This is a genomic window from Bacillus sp. NP157, from assembly GCA_018889975.1.
Classification (GTDB): domain Bacteria; phylum Pseudomonadota; class Gammaproteobacteria; order Xanthomonadales; family Rhodanobacteraceae; genus Luteibacter.
This window is the reverse complement of sequence record CP076546.1, coordinates 2,245,358-2,262,784: the sequence shown is the minus strand read 5'-3', so window position 1 is coordinate 2,262,784 and position 17,427 is coordinate 2,245,358. Positions and strand designations below refer to the sequence as shown.

Here is a 17,427-nt window from a genome sequence, read left to right as displayed (position 1 = left end):
GTTGCGTGGGGCAACCGCGGGCCGGTAGGCTCGATCGCATCTGGCGCGCCATCAGCGGGATCGACGTGGGCTATCTGTGGGTATTCATCGGCGGTGGCCTGGGCTCGATGGCGCGTTACGGGCTCAGCGTGCTCGGCATGCGCACGCTCGGACCGGACTTCCCCTGGGCGACCCTGCTGATCAACATCGTCGGCTCGGCCTGCATGGGCGTGCTGACCGGCTGGCTGGCCGTGCATGGCAACGCGCCGCAGGGTGTGCGCCTGTTCGTCGCCACGGGCGTGCTGGGTGGCTTCACCACCTTCTCGACCTTCTCGCTGGAAAGCGTGGTGCTCTACCAGCGCGGCCAGCCCGGCCTGGCGCTGGCCTATGTGCTGGCGTCGGTGGCCGTCGGCATCGGCGCCCTGGTGATCGCGATGCGCATTGCGCGCGGGATGGGCTGAAGGGGCTTGCGCTATTCGCAAAGCGCCCTATAATGGCGGGCTCACGACGCGGGAATAGCTCAGTTGGTAGAGCACGACCTTGCCAAGGTCGGGGTCGCGAGTTCGAGTCTCGTTTCCCGCTCCAGTATTCAAAAAAGAAACCCGGCCTTGCGCCGGGTTTCTTTTTGCCTGTCGCCAGCGGCGGCCGATGCGTTCCCCGCTACGGGATATTCGCCAGCGCTTCCTGGCACACGGAAGCCTTGGCCGGGTAACGCTCCTCGCAATACGACACCCACTTGCGCGTGTTCCGCTCGCGCTGCGAGGGCAGGGCGTGCCCGTTCAGCGACGCGCGCGAGAAGCCGGTGATCTCCTTGAGCACGGCGAGCAGGCCGTCATGCACGTACCAGGGGTGGTACTGCACGTCCACGCGCCCGGTGACGCCCTGGACCCAGATCGATTGCTCGGCGAGCTTGCGCCCGTCGCCCAGGTGGGCCACGACATACGGCACGGCCGCCTGGCCCATGCCCATGAGGGTGCGGAAGGCCCGGGCCTGGCTGGCCGGATCCTTCGTGGTGTCGTCGACGAGCCGGGCCACGACCGGGCCAAGATCCCGCGTGGCGGGCGGCGGGGGTGGCGTAAGCAGTTGGGGCGACGCGAACGCCGCCACGGGAACGAGCCAAGCCAGTAACAAACCGTACCGTGTCATGCCTGTATCTCCGTCAGGCCCCACCCCGATCCGGAGCATACGCCGCTTTCGTCGTCCCGGCGTAAAAAGCGGCGATGGACGGCCGCCCGGCCTAACCGCGGTAAAACGGATACGGCGCCAGGAAGATCAGCCACACCATCAGCACGATGCCGACATACTTCACCGCGCGGAACAGCTTAGGGTTGGCCTTCTTGAACTTCCGCGTCCGCTCGCGGCCGCGCTGGTTCAGCGCGAACATGCGATTGACGAAGCCGACCTGCTCCTTGCCATCGTCGCTGTTGGGCGATGCGGTGATCGAACCCATGAACGCGCCGACGCGCTTGTTGATCGCCGTCATCATCCGGTTCTTCAACGGACGCTCGACGTCGGCGAACAGGATGACGCGGGTCTGGTCCGTGCGGTTTTCCGCCCAGTGCACGTAGGTTTCGTCGAAGACCACGTCCTTACCGTCGCGCCACGCGTGCATTTCCCCATCGACAAAGATGCGGCAATCGTCGGAGTTCGGCGTGATCAGGCCCAGGTGGTAGCGCAGCGAGCCAGCGAACGGGTCGCGGTGCGGGTTGAGCTTACTGCCCGGCGGAAGCAGGGCGAACATCGCCGCTTTCACGCTGGGGATCGAGTTGAGCAGCTTGACCGTTTCCGGGCACAGCGTTTCGGCCGATGCGAGCGGCTCGCCGTACCACTTCAGGTAGAAGCGCTTCCAGCCCTGTTTGAAAAACGAGTTGAACGACGCGTCGTTGTGTTTTTCCGCCGAGCGGATATAGCCCTCGTCGAACAGGTGCATCGCCTCTTCGCGGATCGCCTGCCAGTTGTCCTGCAGGAGGTCGAGCTGGGGGAAGCCGCGGCGATCGAGGATCGGCCGTGCCGGCACGGCCGAAAACGCGTACATCAGCAGGTTGTAGGGCGCGAACAGTGCCGAGTGGTCGACCAGCTGGCGATCGAAGCGCAGGCGCGAGCGGCCGCGCAGGTGCACCAGCAGGACGCACAGCGAAAACAGCACCAGGACGTACAGGACGATGAAGCGGGGCCCGAGGAAATTCATGGGGTTGCACTCAAGGGGGCGGGCGGCACGATCGGCCCGGAACAGCCGATAGTTTACCCCCATGGGGTAGGCGGGCGCGTGCGGCAAGGTGGCCGGGGCGGCGGACCGCCCCGGCGGTGGTGCTTACAACGCCTCGGAGGCGAAGTCGGCCAGCCTGGAGCGCTCGCCGCGCCGCAGGGTGATGTGCCCGGAATGGGCCCACATCTTGAAGCGGTCGACCGCGTAGGTGAGGCCGGAGGTGGTCTCGGTGAGGTACGGCGTATCGATCTGCTCCACGTTGCCCAGGCAAACGATCTTGGTGCCGGGGCCGGCGCGGGTGATCAGGGTCTTCATCTGCTTCGGCGTGAGGTTCTGCGCCTCGTCGATGATCAGGTAGCGGCTGAGGAAGGTGCGGCCGCGCATGAAGTTGAGCGAGCGGATCTTCACCCGCGAGGCGAGCAGGTCGTTGGTGGCCTGCCGGCCCCACGAACCGCCTTCCTCGGGATTGGCCAGCACCTCGAGGTTATCGGTGAGGGCGCCCATCCATGGCGTCATCTTCTCTTCCTCCGTGCCCGGGAGGAAGCCGATGTCTTCGCCGACCGACACCGTCGCGCGGGTCATGATGATCTCGCGATAACGCTGCTGATCCATCACCTGGGCCAGGCCGGCGGCGAGCGCGAGCAGGGTCTTGCCGGTGCCCGCCGTGCCGAGCAGGGTGACGAAATCCACGTCGGGGTCCATCAGCAGGTTCATTGCGAAGTTCTGTTCGCGATTGCGCGCTGCGATGCCCCACACGCCATGTGCCGCATGCGTATGGTCGTCGAGCAGGACCAGCCTGGCGCGCTGGGCATCTTCAGGGCCCGTGAGTTCCACCACGCGCAGCTCGACGTCGTTCTCGCCGGGCATGTACAGGCACTCGTTGGCGTACCAGTGCTCGTCTTCGCGCACGTCCACTTCATAGAAGGTGCGGCCGCGTTCGTTCCACGAGCGGAGCTCCGGATGGCGCGTCCAGAAATCCTCGGGCAGCTCCTCGGAGCCCGTGAACAGCAGGGCGAAATCGTCGAGCGCGCGATCGTTCTCGTAGTCCTCGGCCGTGATGCCGTAGATCGACGCCTTGATGCGGAGGTTGATGTCCTTGGTGACCAGGATCACCGGGCGATCCGGATACTGGTCGCGCAGGTCGATCACCGCCGCCAGGATCTGGTTGTCGGCCTTGCCGTTGCCGTGGCCGGTGCGCTGCTGGAAGAACAGGCGGCCCACCGCGCCGCGTTTGAGCTTGACGCCGTCGGGGTTGGACAGTTCAAGCCCGCTCTTCAATCCATCGCCGCCACCGCGTTCGATCAGCTCATTGATGAAGCGGCTTACCTGGCGGCCGTTGCGTGAAACTTCCGACCCGCCTTTCTTCTTCTCGTCCAGTTCCTCCAGCACCGTCATCGGTATGAAGACATCGTGTTCCTCGAAGCGGAACAGCGAGGTCGGATCGTGCAGCAGCACGTTGGTGTCGAGGGCGTAGATGCGCTTGCTTCCGGTCATGCGGAAGTGACCTCATGCGGAGGTTGCAAAACCCGGCCACGCGGCAGTGGCCGGGGGAAGGAGCCGCGTGGCGCGGTGTCCGTCACGCGGTGGGAACACTCTCGAGCACGGCCTGGGCATGGCCGGGAATCTTCACGCCTCGCCATTCGGCGAATAGCTTGCCCTCGGGGTCGATGAGAAACGTGCTGCGCACGACACCCATGTAGCGCTTGCCGTAGAGCACCTTCTCGTGGATGACGTCGAACGCCTGGCACCAGGATTCGTCGGCGTCGGAAACGAGTGGGAAGGGGAGTTCGTGCTTCGCCGCGTAATTCGCGTGCGAGCGGACCGAGTCGCGCGAGACGCCGATCACTTCCGCGTTGCGTGCCTGGAAATCGGCATAGCGGTCGCGGAAGTCTTTTGCCTCGTTCGTGCAGCCTGGGGTGTTGTCCTTCGGATAGAAAAACACCACCACCCACTTGCCGGAGAGGGAGGACAGCGCCAGCGTCGAACCGTCGCCGAGCGCGCCCTTGAGTTTGGGAACCTTCTTGCCCTTGCCGATCATGCTTCGTGCTTCAATCCTTGTGGGTCAGAACTTCACCGGATCCATGATGGCGTCGAGGTTGAGGCCATCGCACAGTTCGAGGAAGTCGTCGCGCAGGGCGGCGATGTGGGTTTCGGACGGGATGCCGATGGTGATCTGCGCCTGGAACATCTCGGCGCCGGTCTGCATCGCCTGGTAACGCATGGACGTGAGCTGCTCGACGCTGATGTCGCGGCGAGAGAAGAATTCGATGATCTTGACCAGGATGCCCGGGCGATCGGCGGCGATGACCTCGACCAGGTAGGGCAGCAGGTGTGCGGTCGGCTCGCGCGGCGTGGTGCGGTAATGCACCACCGGCAATTCCTCGTCGCGGGCGAGCTTGGCCAGCGCCGTTTCCAGCTTGGCCACGGCATCCCATGCGCCGGAGGCCAGCAGCATCACCGAGGTGTCGTTGCCGATCGTGGAAACGCGGGCGTCGGCGAGGTTGCAACCCGAATCGGCGATGCGCTTGGCGAGGGCGAGGATAGGGGCGCGGTGCGCCGGCGACAGCGTCGAGATGAGGAGCTGGTTATCAGAGGCGGCGCTGCGTGCTACGGAACGATTCAAGGCCTTCACTACCCATGGCGCGGCCCGCGGGGCGCGGGGCGTCGCTGTTGGCCCGAGCTTAACGGGCGCCATGAGGCAGTAGCAAGACGCGCGCGCATGCGCGTCCACCCCGAATGGACTCGCCGGAAACGCCCCGGTAACATGCGAAGGGCTGGTTCCTCAATGGGTTTCACCTTGGATATCTCCGGAAGCATCACCGCGCTGGCGACGCCTTTCGCCGCCGACGGTTCCCTCGACCTGGTTTCGTTCGGCCGCCTGCTCGACCAGCAGCTGGCTGGCGGCACGCAGGGCGTGGTCGTGGCCGGCTCCACGGGCGAGTCGCACTTCCTCGAGCATGACGAATTCGAGCGCCTGCTCGCGTTCGCGGTGAAACACATCGATAAGCGCATCCCGGTGATCGCCGGCACCGGTGAGGCCGGTACCGCGAAAACCATCGCCGCCACCCGCCTGGCCAAGGCGCTGGGTGCCGATGCCGCCCTGGTCGTGGCGCCGTTCTACGTGCGTCCCACCCAGGAAGGCATGCGCCGACATTTCCTTGCGGTGGCGGACGAAGGCGGCCTGCCGGTCATCCTCTACAATGTGCCGCCGCGCACCGGCAGCGACATCGCGCCCGAGACCGTGGCGGCCCTGCGCGAGCATCCGGGCATCCTTGGCATCAAGGAGGCCCGCGGCGATGCCGAGCGCATTCGCGCCATGGCGGAACTTATCCGCGCGGATTTCGTCTACCTCAGCGGCGACGACGGTTCGGCCCACCAGGCCATGCTGGCCGGCGCCGCGGGCACCATCTCGGTGGTGGCCAACCTGGTGCCGGGGCCTTTCCGTGAATTCTGCGACGCTGCCCGTTCGGGCGACGCAGGGCGCACGGCCAGCGCCACGGCGCGGCTGGCACCGCTGATCGACGCGCTGAACTGCGCGCCGAACCCGATCCCCGTAAAGGCCGGCCTGGCCTTGCTGGGGCTGGGCTCGGCGGCACCCCGCCTGCCCCTGGTCGAGCTCGAACCCGGCCCGGCGCTGGCGAAAGTGCGCGAAACGCTCGCGGCTCTGGCACCATTGGCGACTGCCGCCTGACCTACCCGATTAGAACGGCCCCTTAAAACGGATTCCAACGGAACCTTTGTTCATGAAGAAAACCTCGTACGCGCTGGTCGTCCCGGCACTGCTCCTGTCCGTCCTGGTCGTATCCGGCTGCGGCGCGTTCCGCTCCACGAAACAGTGGGAAAAGGCCAAGCAGGAAGCTCCGCTGGAGATTCCGCCGGGCCTGGATACGCCGTCGACGAGCGCGGCGCTGGTCATCCCCGATGCCGGTTCAGGCGCGGGTGGGGCTCCGTCCGACGCCGCCGCGGCCGCCGCCCCGGTCTCGGACGGTTTCATCCTGGCCGACGCGCCGGATGCCGCCTACAAGCGCATCGGTGAAGTCCTGTCCGTGGGTGATGTCGGTGCCGTCACCGCCCATGACGACGAAACCCACACCTACCAGATCGCCGCTACCTCCGGCGCGCCGGAAGAGCATCGCGGCTTCTTCAAGCGCATGTTCGGCGGCGGCAGCAAGAACCCGGACGAGGCCATCGAAGGTGGTCCGCAGGCCGCGCAGCAGGGCGGCGGCAAGCGCGCCGTGGTGCTCACGGTCAACGCCAGCGGCGCCGGCTCGGAAGTACGCGCCCAGGGCGACGCCAGCGGCGTCCGTCGCGTGATCGACGCACTGCGCGCACGCCTCGGCGTGAAGTAACCCTGTAGGAGCGCGCCTGCGCGCGATCGTCCCCGCCAGCCCGGCTGGGACCTGCAAGGTCCGTAACGTGAAAATGCCGCCCCAGGGCGGCATTTTCGTTCGCGTCCTCAGCCCCGACACCCAGCCGTTGGGCACGGTGGCCGACCTCCTTGCTCACGGTATGTCCTGGTCTGCGGGGACGTACTCGAACCTGGCTTCCGCGCCCCGGGCGCCTGGCAGCGTGACCCGGATCACTGGCCGCCACTGGTTCGTGGTAGCGTAGAAATCTCGCTGGTCGAGCCGCGACTGCGCGAGGCCAGCCGAGCCGGCCAGATAGAAGAAATTCTGTAGCGGCAACATTTCGCCGAGGCCGATCGGCCACGCCTGCAGGACGGCCTCATCCTGCGATTCGAAGAAGGCGCCGCGTACGCTGCCAATCACGCCGATGGCTTCCTTGAAGATATGCGCGGAGTTCGCCGTGCCGGTGATCATGGTGAAGCCGCAGGAGTGCTCGCGCTGGCTCTCGCCCTCGGGTGCGCTGTTGTATAGCCGGAGCCACGCGTCACCCGTCACGATGGGAGGCACGTGCTGCTGGCAAGGCTTGCTGTCCTCCGGATACTTTCGATTGGCACCGCACCCCTGGTCGGCACGGATATCGCTCGCCGCGTCCATCGGGAAATAACACAGCACCTCGATCTCCATCTTGTCCGGCGGCAGGTGCAGGTCGGGCCAGAACATGAAGCCGTGGTTATAGCCATACGCCAGCTTGCTGTAGGAGGCGTCTTTGCGCAGGAAGGAAAACGAAACTCCGCCAGGCTTCGTGCTGTTCGGATTGACGTCCCACGAGTGGTAGGCGCTGCTGAAATTGGATGTGCCGCGCAGCAAGATGCCGCTGCACAGGAACACCGGCATGCGGGGACCGTTGCATGTCGTGTTGATCGGGTCACTGTCGTTTATGGAATCGAACCGAAGCTGCAGGTCAGCGGCCACGGCTTGCCCTTCGACGCTGTGGTCTTCGCGCGCAGCCGCGGGCTGATGGGCTGGCGGCCGGGTAGGTGCCGTGGTGCAAGCCGCCAATGCGGTCGCAGCGATACACAGCAGGTGGACGCGTCCTTTCATGATGGATCTCCCTGGCGTCGCGGCTCGCGCCGTCGGCGAGGCCACGATCCCCCGGGCCTGCCACGGCGTAAATACGCCTGACGACGTAGGCGCGGCGTGCGTGGATTCGGCAACGCTGGTGGAGGTGCCTGATCGTATGGGCGGCATGGACCTGGCGTTGCGCGCGGCGAGTCGGCCAGTTGGCCGATTGCATCCGCGCTCGCGCACGAACCACACTGCCTGTGCACCACGGAAGGTGTGGCCAGGGAGGCAAGACATGGATAGCCGGCGCGTTGCCTGGTTCGTGGTCCTCGTTACATTTCTCGGCGGCTGCGCGAGTCCGCCGGTACGCACGCACGCGACCGCGGCCTTCGAGGAAGACGGGCCCACGGTGCTCGAGCACCTGCAAAGCCGCTATGACGACGTGGGTACGTGCGACGGGGCGAATCCGAACGCGCCAGCGTTCGTCTGCAACGGCATCATGCTGCGCGGCGTCGACGCGTCGCCCAACTATCATTCCTGGGACGTCAACCCGGGGAGTGCAAAGTTTCCCGGCGTATCGTTCTCGTACCTGCGCCGTGACGCACCCTTGTTGCGGCTGGCCTACACCTACCGGGCAGGGCTCATCTTCTACCCGGATTACTACGCCCATCGTGACGGGTTCGATTCGCCCGAAGTGCTTTGTGCATTCCCGATCGATGGGGACACCGACTCACGCGCCGATAAGGGGTGCGGTCCGTCCGGTGGCATCGCCACTAGCGGACCGTGCCAGCCGCAAGGGATCACCACGGCGACTGCCTGGTTGCGACATTTCACCGAGGTTGCCGGGGGTGTCTATAAGCGCCAGTGCAGCTTCACCGTCGCCCGGCACGCCGGGGAGTCGGCGGCAATCTTTAGAGAGGTCATAAAAGCCGAGGCGATCCTCGACCTGAAGCAGCACGATTCCAAGCCCAACGAACTGGTGCTGGATGGCTGGGCGCCGGGGCGGGATGACAAGGTGCCTTTGGAGGCGCTTTTCTACCTGGGCTCGTCGCCCCCGGGCCTGGCGACCGCGCAGTTCATCCAGAAGGATTTCAAGGCGACGGCGGGGCGCTGGGTGCCGATCATCCGGCTGACGCTTCCGACCGTTCAGGCCGGCGCTGCGAGCTTTGACTACCAGCCGGGTGACCAGGCGGTCAGCGGGCCGTAAGGGTCGCTGCGGGGGAGTTGGGGTGGTGCGGCGTGAGACGGGCCGGGGCTTCGTGCCGGGCTATCGCGCGCAGGCGCGCTCCTACTTCTGCAGCAGCTCGATCTTGTTGGGCTTGTTTTCCCAGTCCTTGGCGTCCGGCATCCCGTCCTTGCGTTCGGTGATGACGGGCCAGTCCTTCGCGAGGTCGGCGTTGAGCGCCACGAACTGCTCCTGCCCGGCGGGGACGTCGTCCTCGGGGTAGATCGCATTGATCGGGCATTCCGGCTCGCAAAGGGTGCAGTCGATGCACTCGTCCGGGTTGATCACCAGGAAGTTCGGGCCTTCATGGAAGGCGTCGACCGGGCAAACCTCGACACAGTCCGTATATTTGCACTTGATGCAGTTGTCGGTAACGACAAAGGTCATGCGAACGGTTCAGCGCCGGAGAGGAAAGTGGTGCTCCCTACGAGGTTCGAACTCGTGTTCCAGCCTTGAGAGGGCCGTGTCCTAGACCACTAGACGAAGGGAGCGGGTCGTACGAGACGTACGAAGCGCGCTAGTATAGCCAAATTCCGCCCGCTGGCAACGACTTTGCCGCCTGCTCGTCGGATTGGGTCGAATTCGTTACATTTGGCCCGTTCATCCCAACACCGGCTGCCGGTGGGGGCAGCCACTTGACCGGGTGCGGACGCGCCCGCCAGGACATCAAAGCTTGAATTCCGAAACCAGGAGCGACGTTCCGCAGGGTCTGCGCATCATCCCTCGCGAACAGCACTCCATTTCCCGCAAGAACATCAGCAAAGCCGCGCTGCGCGTGCTTTACCGACTGCATGACGCCGGGTTCGCCGCGTACCTGGTGGGCGGTGCCGTGCGCGACCTGCTGCTGGGCGGGCACCCGAAGGACTTCGACGTGGCCACCGACGCCACGCCGGAAGAGGTCAAGGGGCTGTTTCGCAACTGCCGCCTGATCGGCCGCCGGTTCCGGCTGGCCCATGTCGTCTTCGGCCCGGAGATCATCGAGGTGGCCACCTTCCGCGGGACCGGGGAGGAGGGCGCCGATCGCTCGGATGGCGACCGCCACATCGTCGATGGCCGGATCGTCCGCGACAATATCTGGGGTTCGATCGAAGAAGATGCGGTCCGCCGCGACTTCCGGGTCAACGCCCTCTATTACGACATCGCCGATTTCAGCGTCCGCGACTACGTGGGTGGCATGCAGGATCTCGAGGACCGCACCATGCGGCTCATCGGCGATCCGGAGCTGCGCTATCGCGAAGACCCGGTGCGCATGTTGCGCGCCGCGCGGCTGGCCGCGAAGCTCGGTTTCACCATCGACAAGGCGGCTTCGGCGCCGTTCAAGACGCTTGGCCACCTGCTGGGCGAAGCCTCGCCGGCTCGCCTGTTCGACGAATCCCTGAAGCTCTTCCTCGCCGGGCACGGCCTGAAGAGCTTCAAGATGCTCGAATCCTGCGGCCTGCTGGGGTTCCTGTTCCCGGCCACGGCTCGGGCGCTGGAGCGCGGCGACAACGCGCTGCGTGCGCTCGTCGAGCAGGGTCTCGCGAATACCGACGCGCGTATCGCCGAAGGCAAGTCGGTGACGCCGGCCTTCCTTTATGCCGTGCTCCTGTGGGGCGAAGTGCGCGACCAGGCACATGGCTGGATCGCCCAGGGCTTCGACATGAACGAAGCCTGGCAGCGGGCCGCCGTGCACGTGGTGGGCGAACAGTGCCAGCGCGTGGCGATCCCGCGCCGCTTCACCTTCACGATGGAAGAAATCTGGGCGCTGCAGCCGCGCTTCGAACAGATCCACCGCAAGCGGGTGTTCCGCCTGATGTCGCATCCGCGTTTCCGCGCGGCGTTCGACTTCCTGCTGCTGCGTGCCCCGGAGTCGACCGGCATGCGTGAGCTTGGCGAATGGTGGGCCCACGCCCAGCAGCTGCCGCCGGAAATGCTCGCGGCCGCGCTTGGCGGCGGTGGCGTGCCCGTGCACGAAGGCAACACCGTGTCCGCTACGGCGCCCGCCCGCAAGCGTCGGCGCCGGCGCAAGCCGACCCGCGGCAAAGGCGATTCGGGCGGGGCGTGAGCGTCATCGCACTGATCGGCCTGGGCGGTAACCTCGGGGATGTGCGATCACGGCTCGACGCCGCGATCGGCGCCCTCGACAACGTGCCGGGCGTGCAGGTGACCGCCCGCTCGCGCTTCTATCGGACGCCGCCCTGGGGCAACGTCGACCAGCCCGACTTCGTCAACGCCGCGATCGCCGTGCAGACCACGCTCGAGCCGCACGCACTGCTGGCCGCGTTGCTGGACACCGAGCGCGCCTTCGGCCGCACCCGTGACGGCGAGCGCTGGGGACCACGCACGCTCGACCTCGACCTGCTCGCCTATGCCGACACCATGCTGGACGACGAACAGCTCTCCCTGCCGCACCCTCGTATCCCCGAGCGCGCCTTCGTGCTGCTGCCCCTGGCCGACATCGCAGCCGACGTGCTGCTGCCGGGCATGGGGCGGGTGGCCGATTTGCTGGCGGCCGTCGATACGGCGGGGTGTTCGGTTGAGCTTTACCCCCACCGCCCAACGGCGTAACAATCCCCCTCTTCACACAACGAGGCACCCCGCGTGTACGTGGAAAAGACGAGTGCGCCGGCACGCAAGCCGGTGACCGTGCCGGGTTTGAAGGCGATGAAAGCCGACGGCCGGAAGATCGTGATGCTCACCGCCTACGACGCGAGTTTCGCTGCGCAACTGGAATCGGCTGGGGTAGACGTGGCCCTGGTCGGCGATTCGCTGGGCATGGTCGTGCAGGGCCGGGCCAGCACGTTGCCGGTCACCGTCGACGAGATGGTCTACCACACGGCGGCGACCGCCCGCGGGCTGTCGGCGACGTTGCTCGTGGCCGACCTGCCCTTCATGAGCGACCGCGACGTGCCCACGGCGATGGAAGCCGCGGCCCGGCTGGTCGGGCAGGGTGGTGCGGCGATGGTCAAGATCGAGGGCGCTGGCCGCATCTGCGAGGTGATCGCCGCGCTGGCCGAACGGGACATCCCCGTCTGCAGCCACCTCGGCCTTACTCCGCAGTCGGTGAACAAATTCGGTGGGTACAAGGTGCAGGGCAAGACGGAAGACGCTGCCGGCAAGCTGTTCGCCGACGCGCAGGCCGTCGAGGCCGCAGGCGCCGACCTGCTGGTGCTGGAGTGCGTGCCTTCTGCCCTTGCGGAGCGGATCAGCCGGGCGCTTTCGATTCCGGTCATCGGCATCGGCGCCGGCGTGGACTGCGATGGCCAGGTGCTGGTCGTGTACGACCTGCTGGGGCTTACCCCCGGCAAGCGGCCGAAGTTTTCCAAGGATTTCCTCGCCGGACGTGATTCCATCCAGGCAGCGATCGGCGCCTATGTCGCTGACGTCCGCTCGGGTGCATTCCCCGGCCCTGAACATAGCTTTAGCTGAGACACCGCCATGCAGACCGTAACCGACGCCGCCGCACTGCGCGCCACCATCCGTGGCTGGCGCGCCGCTGGCCAGGCGGTGGGCTTCGTGCCCACCATGGGCAACCTCCACGAGGGTCATCATTCGCTGTTGAAGCTGGCTCGCGCCCGCGCCGACCGCGTGGTCGCCTCGGTCTTCGTCAACCCTACCCAGTTCGGGCCGGGCGAGGATTTCGAGCGCTACCCGCGCACGCTGGCACAGGACCAGGTCGGCCTGGCCGAGGCAGGTTGCGACGTGCTGTTCGCCCCGGAAGTGGCCACGCTGTATCCGTTCGGTGCCGCGGCCAGCGTGAGCATCCACGTGCCGATCGTCACCGAAACGCTGGAAGGTGCCCACCGCCCCGGCCATTTCGACGGCGTGGCGACCGTGGTGTCCAAGCTGTTCCACCTGGTCCAGCCGGACTTCGCCGTATTCGGCCAGAAGGATTTCCAGCAGCTGAAGGTGATCGAGCGGATGGTGCGCGATCTGTCGCTGCCAGTGAAGATCATGTCCGGCCCCACGCTGCGCGACGAGGACGGCCTGGCCAAGAGTTCGCGTAACCAGTACCTGTCGCCGCAGGAGCGCCAGCGGGCGCCGCAGATCTGGTCCACGCTGAGCCAGATGCGTGAACTGTTTCGCCAGGGCCACTCCTGGCAGGCGCTGGAACAGGCCGCCAGGGCCCGTCTGGAGCGGGCCGGGTTCGTCCCCGATTACGTCGCCATCCGCCGTACGGAGGACCTCGCTGAGCCGGGTCCGGACGAGCGCGAGGGCCTCGTGGCGCTGGTTGCCGCCCGGCTGGGCACCACCCGCCTGATCGACAACCTGCCTTTCGACTGAACTCCTTCACAAACGGGCACTTGCGTTTCTGGCGCGGGTACCCCATAAAGCGCCTCGAACCGAGGAAGCCCCTTCGAGACGGTATGGGCCACCCTCCGCTAGAATGGGCGTTTTTGTAACCGCCAGACCCCAGAGAACGCCATGCACCTCAACATGCTCAAGTGCAAGATCCACCGTGCCACGGTGACTCACGCCGAGCTGAACTACGAAGGTTCGATCGCCATCGACGGCAACCTGCTGGATGCCGCGGGTATTCGCGAGTACGAGCAGATCCACGCCTGGAACATCAGCAACGGCGAACGGTTCGTCACGTACGCGCTGCGTGCGGAAGAGGGCTCGGGCATCATCTCCGTGAACGGTAGTGCCGCTCGCCGCGTTTCCACCGGCGACCTGGTCATCATCGCCGCGTTCGTCGGCCTGTCCGAAGCCGAGATGGCGAAGTACCAGCCGGACCTGGTGTACGTCGATGCGAACAACCGCATCACGCATACCAACCATTCGATCCCGAAGCAGGCTGCGTAAGAACGTCCGGATCGCCGCCCGACGGCGGCGATCCATACAATCCACCTACGTTGCAGTGCGGTAAGATCGGGGCTTCCCTCCGTCGCAGCCAAGTGGAAGCCATGGATTCAAAGCACGCCCCCCTGCCTTCGTTCGAAGAGCATGCCTCCCGCCTTGCGGGCACCAACCTCCGCGCACTGGTCAACGACGCTTCCCGCGGCGACCGGATGCGTCGCCGGATGGGCCCGATCCTCCTCGACATCACGCGCCAGAAGCTGGATATCGCAGCGCTCGACGCCGTGGGCCAGTACATCGAAAGCACCGGCTGGCAAGCCGCGCGCGATGCGATGTTCGAAGGCAAGCACATCAACACCTCCGAAGATCGCGCCGTGCTGCACACCGCGCTGCGCGGCGGTGCTTCGCGCCACCCCGCGGCGCCCGCCGATGTCCGCAAGGACGTTGCCGACGCGCTGGACCAGATGGAAAAGCTGGTCAACGCGGTGCACAAGGGCGAGGGTGAATCGGTTGGCCTCATCGGTCGGGTCACCGACGTGGTGAACATCGGCATCGGGGGCTCGGACCTTGGCCCGCGCCTCGCCGTGCACGCGCTCGAACAGTTCCACGTCGACGGCATCACGAGCCACTTCCTGACCAACGTCGATGGCCAGGCCGCGTACAACCTGATGAACTCCCTGGATCCCGCGCATACGCTGGTGATCCTGGTGTCCAAGAGCTTCAACACGCAGGAAACCTTGCTCAACGGCGGCGTGTTCCGCGACTGGATCCTCAAGGCCAACAACGGCGACGCCACCAAGACGGCGAAGCATTTCATCGCCGTTAGCTCGAACGTCGAGGCCGTGCACAAGTGGGGCGCCTCGCAGGTGCTGCCGATGTGGGACTACGTGGGCGGCCGTTACTCGCTGTGGTCAGCAGTCGGCGCGTCGATCGCGTTCGCGATCGGCATGAACGGTTTCCGCGACCTGCTCGCCGGTGCCGCCGAAGCCGACGATCATTTCCGCACGGCCGCATGGCAGGACAACCTGCCGGTGCTGCTGGCCATCGCCGAAATCTGGAATCGCAACATCCTCGGCCGCACGAGCCGCGCGGTGATTCCGTACGTCGACGCGCTCGCCGACCTGCCGTCCTACCTGCAGCAGCTGGAGATGGAATCGCTCGGCAAGCATGTGCATCCGGATGACGGTACCGAGGTGACGCAGTCCGCCGTGCCGGTGGTGTGGGGCAGCATCGGTACCAATGCGCAGCATGCTTATTTCCAGGCGCTGCACCAGGGCACCGACATCGTGCCGCTGGAATTCATCGGCCTGGTCAAGCCGGCCCATCCGTTGCGTGAAAACCAGGACGTGCTGACGGCGAACTTGCTCGCGCAGGCTGCGGCCCTTTCGCTGGGCAAGACCTTCGAGGAAGCGTTGGCCGAAGCGAAGACCGGCACCGAGGAAGAGCGTCGCGCGCTCGCCGCGCAGCGCACGTTCAAGGGCGACCGCCCGAGTACGGTGTTTATGCTGGACTCGCTCACGCCGCATTCGCTCGGTGCGCTGATCGCGCTGTACGAGCACAGGGTATTCCTGCTCGGCCACCTGTGGGGCATCAACGCGTTCGACCAGTGGGGCGTGGAACTGGGCAAGCTCATCGCCAAGCAGATCTACCCGTCGCTGAGCAACGACAAGGACGCGGGCGACATGAGTCAGTTCGATGCGGCGACGCAGGGCCTGATCAACGCCATCCGCGACCGCCGGTAACCAAAACCTGTAGGAGCGCGCCTGCGCGCGATGGGGTTCACTGGAACTCCCATCGCGCACAGGCCATTCACGCGTACCCCATTTCGCGCGCAGGCGCGCTCCTACATGGGTGTTGCTCAGACTTCGAGGCTGGCGAGGTCGCCCTTTTCCTCGAGCCACTGCTTGCGGTCGCTTGCGCGCTTCTTGGCCAGCAGCATATCCATCAGCCTGGTCGTGCCGTCGTCGGCTTCCACCGTGAGCTGCACCAGCCGGCGCGTATCCGGGTGCACCGTGGATTCGCGCAGCTGCCCCGGGTTCATCTCGCCCAGGCCCTTGAAGCGGGTCACGGAAACGGCGCCCTTCATCTTCTCGCGCTCGACCTTTTCCAGCATCAGGCGCTTCTCTTCTTCGTCCAGGCAGTAAAACACCTGCTTGCCCACGTCGACGCGGAACAGCGGTGGCATGGCGACGAACACATGGCCCTCGCGGACCAGCGTGGGGAAGTGGCGCAGGAACAGCGCGGAAAGCAGGGTGGCGATGTGCAGGCCGTCGGAGTCCGCGTCGGCGAGGATCACCACCTTGCCGTAGCGCAGGCCCGAGAGGTCGTCCTTGCCCGGATCGCAACCGATCGCCACGGCCAGGTCGTGCACCTCCTGCGACGCCAGCACGGCGGTGGATTCCACTTCCCATGTGTTCAGGATCTTGCCGCGCAGCGGCATGATCGCCTGGAAATCCTTGTCGCGGGCCTGCTTGGCCGAGCCACCCGCCGAATCACCCTCGACGAGGAAGATCTCGGTACGGGTCAGGTCGGTAGAGGCACAGTCGGCGAGCTTGCCGGGCAGGGCGGGGCCCGAGGTGATCTTCTTACGGACGACCTGCTTGGCGGCCTTGAGGCGCGCGCTGGCACGCTCGATGGCGAGCTGGGCGATCTTCTCGCCGAGGTCCACGTGCTGGTTCAGCCACAGGCTGAAGGCATCGTGCACCACGCCCTCGACCACGCCGGCGGCGTTGCGCGAGGACAGGCGTTCCTTGGTCTGGCCGGCGAACTGCGCATCCTGCAGCTTCACGCTGAGCACGAACGCGAGACGCTCCCACACGTCTTCCGGTGCGAGCTTCACGCCGCGCGGGAGCAGGTTGCGCAGGTCGCAGAATTCGCGGATGGCGTTGGTGAGGCCCGAACGCAGGCCGTTCACGTGCGTGCCGCCCTGCGCGGTGGGGATCAGGTTGACGTAGCTTTCCTGGACCAGCTCGCCTTCCGGCAGCCAGCACAGCGCCACGTCCACCGTGTCCGTCTCGCGCGCGAAGTGCTTGACGAACAGGTCGGCCGGCAGCGCTTCGGCACCCTGCAACTCGGCGCGCAGGTAATCCTGCAGGCCGTCTTCGAAATACCACTCGGTGGTTTCGCCGGCCGCTTCGTCGTGCAGGCGCACGGTGAGGCCCGCGCAGAGCACGGCCTTGGCGCGGAGCAGGTGCTTGAGCTTGGACACGAGGATGCGCGGTGAATCGAAGTACTTCGGATCCGGCCAGAAGCGCAGCGTGGTGCCGGTCTTCTTTTTCGGCACCGTGCCGATCACTTCGAGTTCGCTGGCGCGATCGCCGTTGGCGAAGCTCATGCGGAACTCCTGGCCCTCGCGGCGGATGGTGACATCCACGCGGGTGGACAGCGCATTCACCACCGAGACGCCCACGCCGTGCAGGCCGCCGGAGAAGGCATAGTTCTTGTTGGAGAACTTGCCGCCCGCGTGCAGGCGCGTGAGGATCAACTCGATGCCCGGGACCTTTTCCTCGGGATGGATATCCACGGGCATGCCGCGGCCGTCGTCGGTGACCTCGACCGAGCCGTCGTTGAAGACGGTGACGTCGATGCTCTTCGCGTGGCCAGCGAGCGCCTCGTCGACCGAGTTGTCGATGACTTCCTGCGCCAGGTGGTTCGGCCGCGAGGTGTCGGTATACATGCCGGGGCGGCGCTTGACCGGGTCAAGGCCGCTGAGGACTTCGATGTCTGAGGCGTTGTAACGGGTATTCATCAGGCGGGTCGGTTTCTCGTTAGCCGGGCAGGATGGGTGACGCTGGCAAGCCGGTCAAGCCTGCCACACCCAGGTATCACGC

The 17,427-nt window shown here is 66.0% G+C and carries 18 protein-coding genes and 2 tRNA genes; 11 read left to right on the top strand and 9 right to left on the bottom strand.

The window, feature by feature from the left end:
- The first annotated feature begins 65 nt into the window (after positions 1–65).
- Positions 66–440: a fluoride efflux transporter CrcB gene (gene crcB / locus KPL74_10360; protein QWT22380.1), complete on the top strand. Its 375-nt coding sequence runs from the start codon at positions 66–68 to the stop codon at positions 438–440.
- Between the two features lie 48 nt (positions 441–488).
- A tRNA-Gly gene (locus KPL74_10355) sits at positions 489–564 on the top strand.
- Between the two features lie 75 nt (positions 565–639).
- Here the strand turns inward: KPL74_10355 and KPL74_10350 are convergent.
- The 5 genes from KPL74_10350 to KPL74_10330 all read right to left on the bottom strand — a co-directional run bounded on the left by KPL74_10350 (position 640) and on the right by KPL74_10330 (position 4,808).
- Entirely contained in the window at positions 640–1,125 is a 486-nt protein-coding gene (locus KPL74_10350) for a hypothetical protein (protein QWT22379.1), read from the bottom strand.
- A gap of 91 nt (positions 1,126–1,216) precedes the next feature.
- Complete coding sequence (locus tag KPL74_10345; protein QWT22378.1) at positions 1,217–2,167, bottom strand: aspartyl/asparaginyl beta-hydroxylase domain-containing protein; 951 nt, start codon at positions 2,165–2,167, stop codon at positions 1,217–1,219.
- A gap of 123 nt (positions 2,168–2,290) precedes the next feature.
- Entirely contained in the window at positions 2,291–3,679 is a 1,389-nt protein-coding gene (locus tag KPL74_10340) for a PhoH family protein (GenBank protein ID QWT22377.1), read from the bottom strand.
- 82 nt (positions 3,680–3,761) lie between these two features.
- Positions 3,762–4,223: a peroxiredoxin gene (locus KPL74_10335; protein QWT22376.1), complete on the bottom strand. Its 462-nt coding sequence runs from the start codon at positions 4,221–4,223 to the stop codon at positions 3,762–3,764.
- 24 nt (positions 4,224–4,247) lie between these two features.
- A complete protein-coding gene (locus KPL74_10330; protein ID QWT22375.1) occupies positions 4,248–4,808 on the bottom strand; it encodes a hypothetical protein in 561 nt (186 codons plus the stop codon).
- A gap of 162 nt (positions 4,809–4,970) precedes the next feature.
- Here KPL74_10330 and dapA point away from each other — a divergent pair, with 162 nt between their 5' ends.
- Together dapA and KPL74_10320 are read left to right on the top strand one after the other, a co-directional pair.
- On the top strand, positions 4,971–5,876 hold the full coding sequence (dapA, locus tag KPL74_10325; GenBank protein ID QWT22374.1) for a 4-hydroxy-tetrahydrodipicolinate synthase: 906 nt from the start codon (positions 4,971–4,973) through the stop codon (positions 5,874–5,876).
- A 52-nt stretch (positions 5,877–5,928) separates the two neighbouring features.
- Positions 5,929–6,534, top strand: coding sequence for a hypothetical protein (locus tag KPL74_10320; GenBank protein QWT22373.1), 606 nt, complete (start codon positions 5,929–5,931; stop codon positions 6,532–6,534).
- A 153-nt stretch (positions 6,535–6,687) separates the two neighbouring features.
- On the opposite strand, the gene KPL74_10315 is transcribed toward KPL74_10320, so the two are convergent.
- Positions 6,688–7,503, bottom strand: coding sequence for a hypothetical protein (locus KPL74_10315; protein QWT22372.1), 816 nt, complete (start codon positions 7,501–7,503; stop codon positions 6,688–6,690).
- Between the two features lie 385 nt (positions 7,504–7,888).
- Between KPL74_10315 and KPL74_10310 the strand changes: the two genes are divergently transcribed.
- Entirely contained in the window at positions 7,889–8,800 is a 912-nt protein-coding gene (locus KPL74_10310; GenBank protein ID QWT22371.1) for a hypothetical protein, read from the top strand.
- Positions 8,801–8,881: 81 nt separating this feature from the next.
- On the opposite strand, the gene KPL74_10305 is transcribed toward KPL74_10310, so the two are convergent.
- Both KPL74_10305 and KPL74_10300 read right to left on the bottom strand, forming a co-directional pair.
- Positions 8,882–9,205 carry a ferredoxin family protein gene (locus tag KPL74_10305; GenBank protein QWT22370.1) on the bottom strand — a complete coding sequence of 108 codons (324 nt, stop codon included), beginning with the start codon at positions 9,203–9,205 and terminating at the stop codon, positions 8,882–8,884.
- Positions 9,206–9,233: 28 nt separating this feature from the next.
- A tRNA-Glu gene (locus tag KPL74_10300) sits at positions 9,234–9,309 on the bottom strand.
- A 182-nt stretch (positions 9,310–9,491) separates the two neighbouring features.
- Here KPL74_10300 and pcnB point away from each other — a divergent pair.
- From pcnB to pgi, 6 genes are all read left to right on the top strand, one after another.
- The gene (gene pcnB, locus KPL74_10295; GenBank protein QWT22369.1) at positions 9,492–10,862 is read left to right on the top strand and encodes a polynucleotide adenylyltransferase PcnB; all 1,371 of its coding nucleotides are present in this window, start codon (positions 9,492–9,494) and stop codon (positions 10,860–10,862) included.
- Complete coding sequence (gene folK / locus KPL74_10290; GenBank protein QWT22368.1) at positions 10,859–11,365, top strand: 2-amino-4-hydroxy-6-hydroxymethyldihydropteridine diphosphokinase; 507 nt, start codon at positions 10,859–10,861, stop codon at positions 11,363–11,365. The genes pcnB and folK overlap by 4 nt, the downstream gene beginning before the upstream one ends.
- Before the next feature lie 96 nt (positions 11,366–11,461).
- Positions 11,462–12,226 (top strand): 3-methyl-2-oxobutanoate hydroxymethyltransferase, encoded by a 765-nt coding sequence (panB, locus tag KPL74_10285; protein ID QWT22604.1) that lies wholly within the window; start codon positions 11,462–11,464, stop codon positions 12,224–12,226.
- Positions 12,227–12,235: 9 nt separating this feature from the next.
- Positions 12,236–13,081: a pantoate--beta-alanine ligase gene (gene panC / locus KPL74_10280; GenBank protein ID QWT22367.1), complete on the top strand. Its 846-nt coding sequence runs from the start codon at positions 12,236–12,238 to the stop codon at positions 13,079–13,081.
- 141 nt (positions 13,082–13,222) lie between these two features.
- Positions 13,223–13,603 carry an aspartate 1-decarboxylase gene (locus KPL74_10275; GenBank protein ID QWT22366.1) on the top strand — a complete coding sequence of 127 codons (381 nt, stop codon included), beginning with the start codon at positions 13,223–13,225 and terminating at the stop codon, positions 13,601–13,603.
- A gap of 101 nt (positions 13,604–13,704) precedes the next feature.
- Positions 13,705–15,339 (top strand): glucose-6-phosphate isomerase, encoded by a 1,635-nt coding sequence (gene pgi, locus KPL74_10270; protein ID QWT22365.1) that lies wholly within the window; start codon positions 13,705–13,707, stop codon positions 15,337–15,339.
- Between the two features lie 116 nt (positions 15,340–15,455).
- Here the strand turns inward: pgi and parE are convergent, their stop codons facing one another.
- On the bottom strand, positions 15,456–17,345 hold the full coding sequence (gene parE / locus KPL74_10265; protein ID QWT22364.1) for a DNA topoisomerase IV subunit B: 1,890 nt from the start codon (positions 17,343–17,345) through the stop codon (positions 15,456–15,458).
- Positions 17,346–17,427 lie beyond the last annotated feature (82 nt).